Consider the following 6967-nt stretch of genomic DNA (forward strand, 5'->3'; position numbering starts at 1 on the left):
TAAAGATTCGGAGTTTAACATGTCAGCTAAAGACGTAAAATTTGGTGATTCAGCTCGCTCAAAAATGATTGCAGGTGTAAACGTACTTGCAGATGCGGTTAAAGTTACTTTAGGTCCTAAAGGTCGTAACGTTGTAATCGATCGTTCTTTCGGTGCACCTCACATCACTAAAGATGGTGTAACTGTTGCTAAAGAAATTTCTTTAAAAGACAAGTTTGAAAACATGGGTGCTCAACTTGTTCGTGAAGTTTCTTCAAAAACAAATGACATCGCGGGTGATGGTACAACGACTGCAACTGTACTTGCTCAAGCAATCTTAAATGAAGGGATCAAATCAGTAACTGCTGGTATGAACCCAATGGATTTAAAACGCGGTATTGATATTGCAGTTAAAACTGTTGTTGAGAACATCCGTGCAAATGCAAAGCCTGCTGATGATTTCAAAGCAATCGAACAAGTCGGTTCGATCTCTGCAAACTCTGATACTACTGTAGGTAAGCTTATCGCTCAAGCGATGGAAAAAGTAGGTAAAGAAGGCGTTATCACTGTAGAAGAAGGTTCTGGCTTCGAAGATGCATTAGATGTTGTAGAAGGTATGCAGTTCGACCGTGGTTATATCTCTCCATACTTCGCAAACAAACAAGATACTTTAACTGCTGAACTTGAAAATCCATTCATTCTTCTTGTTGATAAAAAAATCAGCAACATCCGTGAATTGATTTCTGTTTTAGAAGCAGTTGCTAAAACTGGTAAACCACTTCTTATCATCGCGGAAGATGTTGAAGGCGAAGCGCTTGCAACTCTTGTTGTCAACAACATGCGCGGTATTATCAAAGTATGTGCAGTTAAAGCACCTGGTTTTGGTGATCGTCGTAAAGCGATGCTTCAAGATATCGCAATCTTGACTGGCGCAACTGTAATCTCTGAAGAAGTAGGCATGTCTTTAGAACAAGCTTCTCTTCAAGATTTAGGTACTGCTCATAAAATCACAGTGTCTAAAGAAAACACAGTGATTGTTGATGGTGCTGGTAATGCTGAACAAATCGCTGAACGTGTTCAACAAATCCGTGCGCAGATCGAAGAATCTACGTCTGAATATGACAAAGAAAAACTTCAAGAACGTGTTGCTAAATTAGCAGGCGGTGTTGCTGTGATTAAAATCGGTGCTGCAACTGAAGTTGAAATGAAAGAGAAGAAAGACCGCGTAGACGACGCACTTCACGCAACTCGTGCTGCAGTTGAAGAAGGTGTTGTTGCTGGTGGTGGTGTTGCTCTAGTACGTGCTGTTAATGTGTTAGAAGGTCTAAAAGGCGCTAACGAAGATCAAACAGCAGGTATTAATATTTTGCGTCGTGCAATCGAAGCTCCACTTCGTCAAATCGTTTCAAATGCTGGTGATGAGCCATCAGTTGTAATTAACGCAGTGAAAGCGGGTGAAGGTAACTTTGGTTACAACGCTGCAACTGGTGAATACGGTGATATGTTAGAAATGGGTATCCTTGACCCAGCTAAAGTAACTCGTTCTGCACTAGAACATGCTGCTTCAGTTGCTGGATTAATGTTGACTACAGAATGTATGATCACTGATATCCCAGAAGATAAACCAGCTGCTCCAGATATGGGCGGAATGGGTGGTATGGGCGGAATGATGTAATTACATCGTCGCTCATATTTAAAAGAATCCCTGCCTTGGTAGGGATTTTTTACGTTTGAAGTATAGAAAAATCACAATCAAAACGTTATTAATGATCTGACTTAAATAAATAACTTGATAAGTAAATTTTAAATAATTAAACGGTTTTAGGAGTAGAAAATGGTTCGGTTATCATTATTAGTTCTTGGGTGTATAGCTTTAAGCTCGCAAGCCTACGCGGATACGATAAAAGATTCATTCCAAGGTGAGACTAAGGTTTTTTTGAATATTTATGGTTTTGCGGCGGACATAAATGGAACAATAGGTTATCAGGGGATTAATTATCAGTTAGATCAACCTTTTAAAGATACCCTAGAGGCGCTTGATCAAGCTTTGATGGGACATCTGGAAGTAACCAAAGGGAAGTGGGGGATTTATACTGATATTCAATATGTAAAGACTGAAGAAGAAAAGCAAGTTTATAATTACCCAATTGCATTATCGACCACTGTAAACTTAAGTAATGCAGGAATTTATTATCGTGCATTTGAACAATTTTCTGATGGTACAGGCTGGATCATTGAACCCACTTTAGGTGTGAATTATACAGATCTAGAGGGAACTTTAGATGCTTTGGGCAAAGGTGTTGCTGTTGAAAAAGACTGGTTTGAATATTTTGGTGGGGCACGGATACGTTACAACTCTACCTCTCCGTGGAATTTAGCAGCGCAATACACTCACGGTACTGAACAAACACAAATCGCTCAGGCTTATTTGGGATATCGTAAAGCTGTATTTTCAACCCCAGTAAATTTTAGAGTGGGTTATCGATACGTATCACAAGACTATTCTGATGGTAACTTTAAATGGGATACCGTACAAAAAGGTCCTGTCGTTGGTCTAGGATTCGGATTTTAATTTAGAATCAAATGACTATGAGTATTGAAAAAAATAAGAAATGCAAAAGCATTTCTTATTTACAAATCACTTTAACAGGATAATCATCCATGTTGAAAAAATGATTCCAAGAGATACAAATTGAGCAGCACTGCCCATATCTTTAGCATTTTTTGAGAGCTGATGTTTCTCCAACGATATTCGATCAACCACAGCTTCAATTGCAGAATTAAATAACTCTACAATAATAGCAAGTAAGCAAACAGCGACCATCAATGCTTGTTCAAGGGCAGAAACATGAACAAAAAAGCTAGTTGGAATTAAAACAAGATTGAGTAATAAAATTTGTCTAAAAGCGGCTTCATGGTTGAATGCGGCTTTAAATCCAGCGAGAGAATAACCCGTTGCATTCAAAATACGCTTGATACCATTTTTGCCTTTGTAGGGAGAGTAAGGCGTCATAACAGAACTTTAAGAGATAAAATATGTCGCCATTATAAAAGTAAAACTGCTTCTGAGGATTGGCAATAAGTCGCATGATCTCTGCAAAGTTGTAATGTTTCTCGCCATTTTATTGGAAACGTTGAGATTTAATTTGTCAATTTGACTGATGCTAAGGATAATAAGCCTAGATCAACAGATGGAAAATCCTGCATGAAAATTATCGCAGATGAAAATTTGGCTTTTACCGATTATTTCTTTGCGGAGTTTGCAGAAATACAGCATCGAGCGGGGCGAACATTGACTCATGCAGATGTTCAAAATGCTGATGCTTTATTGGTTAGATCGGTTACTAAAGTTAATCATGCCCTAATTGACCAGACTACAATTCAGTTTGTCGGTAGTGCAACGATTGGAACAGATCATCTCGATATTCAAGCGCTAGAACAACAAAACATCACGTGGACGAATGCAGCGGGTTGTAATGCTCAAGCGGTCGCAGAATATGTTATCACTGCGTTGCTGCACCTAGACATCGAATTATTAGAAAGAAATCATGAATTTACATTAGCGATTGTTGGCTTAGGTAATGTTGGTCGTCGACTTGCAAAAATGGCCCAATTATTAGGTTGGACAGTGATTGGTTATGATCCTTTTGTACAGCTAGATGGTATTGAAAATGTATCGTTTGATGCGTTACTAGCACGTGCTGATGCCATATCCATTCATGTACCGTTAACGTCAACTGGTGATCATCCAACACAACATTTATTTAATGAAGCAACGTTTGCTCAAATGAAAGAATCCGCGATACTGATTAATAGCGCGCGTGGTCCAGTGATTCAAGAAGCAGCTTTAATGACAGATATCCAAAGGAACAATCGAAAAGTTGTATTAGATGTATTTGAGTTTGAACCTGAAATTTCGCAACAGTTACTAGATATGTTGGCTTTAGCAACACCGCATATTGCGGGTTATAGTCTTGAAGGTAAGGCTCGTGGTACACAGATGATTTATGAGGCATTTTGTCATAAATTTGATTATCCAATATCTAAACAGTTCGAAACCCAATTACCGCATGTTGAGCAATTCTTTGAACAACAAGATTTGAAAGAAGTACTCAAGCAGTATCTTAGCCAAATTTATAATATTGCTGAAGATGATAAAAAATTAAGGGCTTGTGTCATGGATGGAAAAGTTGAACAAAAAGCGTTTGATTTGCTCCGAAAGAATTATCCATTACGCCGTGAATGGGCAGCACACGGTGGACCAAAAGCATGAGCCAGACTATGAAATCTTATCAACCGACTTGTTCGCTTGAGGCAATAAAAGCCCGTGCAGAGATGTACAATAAAATTCGTCAGTTTTTTGCTGAACGAAATGTTTTAGAAGTTGAAACCCCAGTTTTGTCTCAAGCAGGGGTCACAGATGTGCATTTGGCGTCAGTACAAGTACAGCGTCATATTCATGGAAAATTAAATACTCAATATTTACAGACTTCGCCTGAGTTCCCGATGAAGCGATTGTTGGCGAGTGGTAGTGGCCCAATCTTTCAAATTTGTAAAGTCTTTCGTGATGATGAGCATGGGCGTAAACACAATAGCGAATTCACCATGTTGGAATGGTATCGACCTGCTATGGATTTGAAAGCCTTAATGCATGAGACAGCGGATCTATTGGAAATCTGTTTAGCACATCGTTTTGGTGAAATTCGTCCTATTATTTTGAGTTATAAGCATGCTTTTCAAGATCGTTTAGATATCAACCCATTACAAGCCAGCTTAAAACAACTTAAGGACACCGCACATCGTGTCGGTCTGAATCTTGATTTGGGTGATGATCGTTTGGCTTACATGGACTTATTATTTTCTCATTTTGTAGAGCCAAGTTTGGGCTTTGACAAACCTGTATTTTTGACAGATTTTCCACCTGAGATGGCATCATTAGCAAAAGTAAAACAAGATGAAGATGGGGAATGGGTTGCAGCTCGTTTTGAGGTCTATATTGAAGGCTTAGAGCTTGCTAATGCCTATGACGAACTTCTGGATGCAGAAGTATTAGCAGCACGATTTGAAGCCGATAATCAAGAACGTGCTTTACAAGGTTTACCCGTGATACCTACTGATCAATATCTATTATCTGCTTTACCTCATATGCCTGAATGCTCGGGTATTGCATTGGGTATTGATCGTTTACTTATGGTTGTAATGAATAAGATGAAAATTGATCAAGTGATCGCTTTTCCTGCTGAAATTGCCTAGAGCTGTTATAGAAATTGCATTAATAATTGGATCAACTCACTTTGACGGTGAGTTTGGGTCTTTTTAAAGATAGACTGTAAATGCTTTTTGACAGTATCTGATTGAATATCTTGTGACATAGCAATTTCTTTGACTGTTTTTCCATCTAGGAGTTGTTCACAGATTCTGTGTTCTACAGGTGTAAACATAAATAGTTTTGCGCAAATTTCTTTCTGATATTTTGGTCTATGTTTTAAGCCTGAGAATGTCACCAACAAAACTGGTCGCAAACCAAAAATCTTATGCGCTTTTTCAGGAGAGAGTAAATCTAGGCTCAGGAAAAGTTGGTGATCCAACATCATAATTTTTGTTCGTTCGGCATAACTTAAATCAGGATTATTTTTATATTTTCGCTCCAATTCGATTAGGTTTTGGTCTAAAATAGTTTGATTCTCTCCAGTAAAAACAAAGCGTCGTTGTTTTATTTGAATTTGAGGATTTATTTCAAATAATTGTTGTGCCTCCGCATTAAGTTCTAAAATATCACCGTTAAAATTAATGATCGCAATAGCTTGCTTCATCTTTTGAATAAGCTGGGAGCCTAAAAGGGTCATTGTGGAATATTCAAAATGATGTCGATATTGCTGAATTTTTTGCTGCAAGATCGGCAAAATTTCATAAACAGGTTTCAACTCAGAACAGCTTAAGGCACCACGATCATAACTGGTTAGAAATGAAAGAATGACACATACCTTATGATCAAAAATAACTTGGATGGCAGAACAGAATCTTAGATCAAGTGGTTTTAATACTTGTTGATAAACTTGTGTTTGGGTGATCTCATCTTCTTGGAAATGCTCTTTACAATGCATCCAACCATTCATCGGTGCAGATAACATTTTTTTTAAACGAGGATCATCATCAATTTCAAGACGAATTTGCTTGAGCGCTGCTTGTTCAAGTTGATGCGAGTCAAGGTTGACACCATGATGAATACTAAATGAAAGTGCTTGAACTTCGAGATCAACTGCTAAAAGTTGAGATGCTTGAACATCAAAATGATGATTGAGATGCTCTAAAAAAATAACCCAGTCATCCGCATTCTGAACTTGATTCAGGATTTCTTTAACTGCACAACGTTGAATTAGATCCATTGAAGAAATCCCATCAAAATGAAGAGAATAGATTTCCTTATATTTTATATGGCATTTTAATAAATGAAATCGCTAGAAGTAAAAAAGTGTGAAGTTTTAGGCAATTATTCGATGAAATGTGTGTTTGAATTAGTAATGATTTTCATTTGATTGCAGGAGGAGGAAATTGTCTAAACCCAACAAGTGAGTTTAGACAAAATTAAACTTAGCAGCGACCTTTTTTAGCCTGTCCAGGAGGACAGAAATCTCCATGGCCACCACCATAGGTACGATCTGGATCAACAACGACGCTACCATGAGGTGTATGTACAGCACACGCTGATAAACCTAAACAGAACAATGCGCTTAGGCACAATAATGCTTTCTTCATAACTTCATCCCAAAGTTTTGTTTATTCATTTTAGACTTTAATGTGCAATTCATTTTTCTACTATAGGACTTACGCATTGACAGATTCAAAAAAGTATTAAAATGCTTTATAAAGTATCAGTGATTAGACGAATTAAACATGCTTCTACAGCAACCTGTACTCTACCCATTTATATGGGCTTTCTCATGACAGAACCGAACTCTATTAGCTGCACACAACTTGCCGAGACTTA

At 37.9% G+C, this 6967-nt stretch carries 7 protein-coding genes and 1 pseudogene; 5 read left to right on the forward strand and 3 right to left on the reverse strand.

The genetic code is table 11. The features are described from left to right. Nucleotides 1-19: 19 nt before the first annotated feature. Nucleotides 20-1654, forward strand: coding sequence for a chaperonin GroEL (gene groL, locus ACSC97_RS11735; RefSeq protein ID WP_004956155.1), 1635 nt, complete (start codon nt 20-22; stop codon nt 1652-1654). A gap of 159 nt (nt 1655-1813) precedes the next feature. After that, complete coding sequence (locus tag ACSC97_RS11740; RefSeq protein ID WP_419378339.1) at nt 1814-2551, forward strand: hypothetical protein; 738 nt, start codon at nt 1814-1816, stop codon at nt 2549-2551. 66 nt (nt 2552-2617) lie between these two features. Here the strand turns inward: ACSC97_RS11740 and ACSC97_RS11745 are convergent, their stop codons facing one another. Then, the gene (locus ACSC97_RS11745; protein ID WP_168154190.1) at nt 2618-2992 is read right to left on the reverse strand and encodes a diacylglycerol kinase; all 375 of its coding nucleotides are present in this window, start codon (nt 2990-2992) and stop codon (nt 2618-2620) included. A gap of 192 nt (nt 2993-3184) precedes the next feature. On the opposite strand from ACSC97_RS11745, the gene ACSC97_RS11750 reads away from it, so the two are divergent. Both ACSC97_RS11750 and epmA read left to right on the forward strand, forming a co-directional pair. Next, complete coding sequence (locus ACSC97_RS11750; RefSeq protein ID WP_436661057.1) at nt 3185-4252, forward strand: 4-phosphoerythronate dehydrogenase; 1068 nt, start codon at nt 3185-3187, stop codon at nt 4250-4252. Next, complete coding sequence (gene epmA, locus ACSC97_RS11755; protein WP_436661059.1) at nt 4249-5232, forward strand: EF-P lysine aminoacylase EpmA; 984 nt, start codon at nt 4249-4251, stop codon at nt 5230-5232. The genes ACSC97_RS11750 and epmA overlap by 4 nt, the downstream gene beginning before the upstream one ends. Nucleotides 5233-5237: 5 nt before the next feature. On the opposite strand, the gene ACSC97_RS11760 is transcribed toward epmA, so the two are convergent. Together ACSC97_RS11760 and ACSC97_RS11765 are read right to left on the reverse strand one after the other, a co-directional pair. Continuing rightward, nucleotides 5238-6365 carry a helix-turn-helix transcriptional regulator gene (locus tag ACSC97_RS11760; RefSeq protein ID WP_436661061.1) on the reverse strand — a complete coding sequence of 376 codons (1128 nt, stop codon included), beginning with the start codon at nt 6363-6365 and terminating at the stop codon, nt 5238-5240. Nucleotides 6366-6570: 205 nt separating this feature from the next. Further along, a complete protein-coding gene (locus ACSC97_RS11765) occupies nt 6571-6735 on the reverse strand; it encodes a hypothetical protein (RefSeq protein ID WP_004912673.1) in 165 nt (54 codons plus the stop codon). A gap of 119 nt (nt 6736-6854) precedes the next feature. On the opposite strand from ACSC97_RS11765, the pseudogene ACSC97_RS11770 reads away from it, so the two are divergent. After that, nucleotides 6855-6967 (forward strand): annotated as a pseudogene (locus ACSC97_RS11770) (IS701 family transposase); the annotation flags it as partial.

The sequence above is a fragment of the Acinetobacter sp. P1(2025) genome (assembly GCF_051390655.1).
GTDB lineage: Bacteria > Pseudomonadota > Gammaproteobacteria > Pseudomonadales > Moraxellaceae > Acinetobacter > Acinetobacter junii.

Bases quoted from the DNA above. Each gene is read 5' to 3' on its own strand.
- ACSC97_RS11750 (WP_436661057.1), top strand. From the start codon at position 3,185: ATGAAAATTATCGCAGATGAAAATTTGGCTTTTACCGATTATTTCTTT.
- ACSC97_RS11745 (WP_168154190.1), bottom strand. From the start codon at position 2,992: ATGACGCCTTACTCTCCCTACAAAGGCAAAAATGGTATCAAGCGTATT.
- ACSC97_RS11765 (WP_004912673.1), bottom strand. From the start codon at position 6,735: ATGAAGAAAGCATTATTGTGCCTAAGCGCATTGTTCTGTTTAGGTTTA.
- epmA (WP_436661059.1), top strand. From the start codon at position 4,249: ATGAGCCAGACTATGAAATCTTATCAACCGACTTGTTCGCTTGAGGCA.
- ACSC97_RS11760 (WP_436661061.1), bottom strand. From the start codon at position 6,365: ATGGATCTAATTCAACGTTGTGCAGTTAAAGAAATCCTGAATCAAGTT.
- groL (WP_004956155.1), top strand. From the start codon at position 20: ATGTCAGCTAAAGACGTAAAATTTGGTGATTCAGCTCGCTCAAAAATG.
- ACSC97_RS11740 (WP_419378339.1), top strand. From the start codon at position 1,814: ATGGTTCGGTTATCATTATTAGTTCTTGGGTGTATAGCTTTAAGCTCG.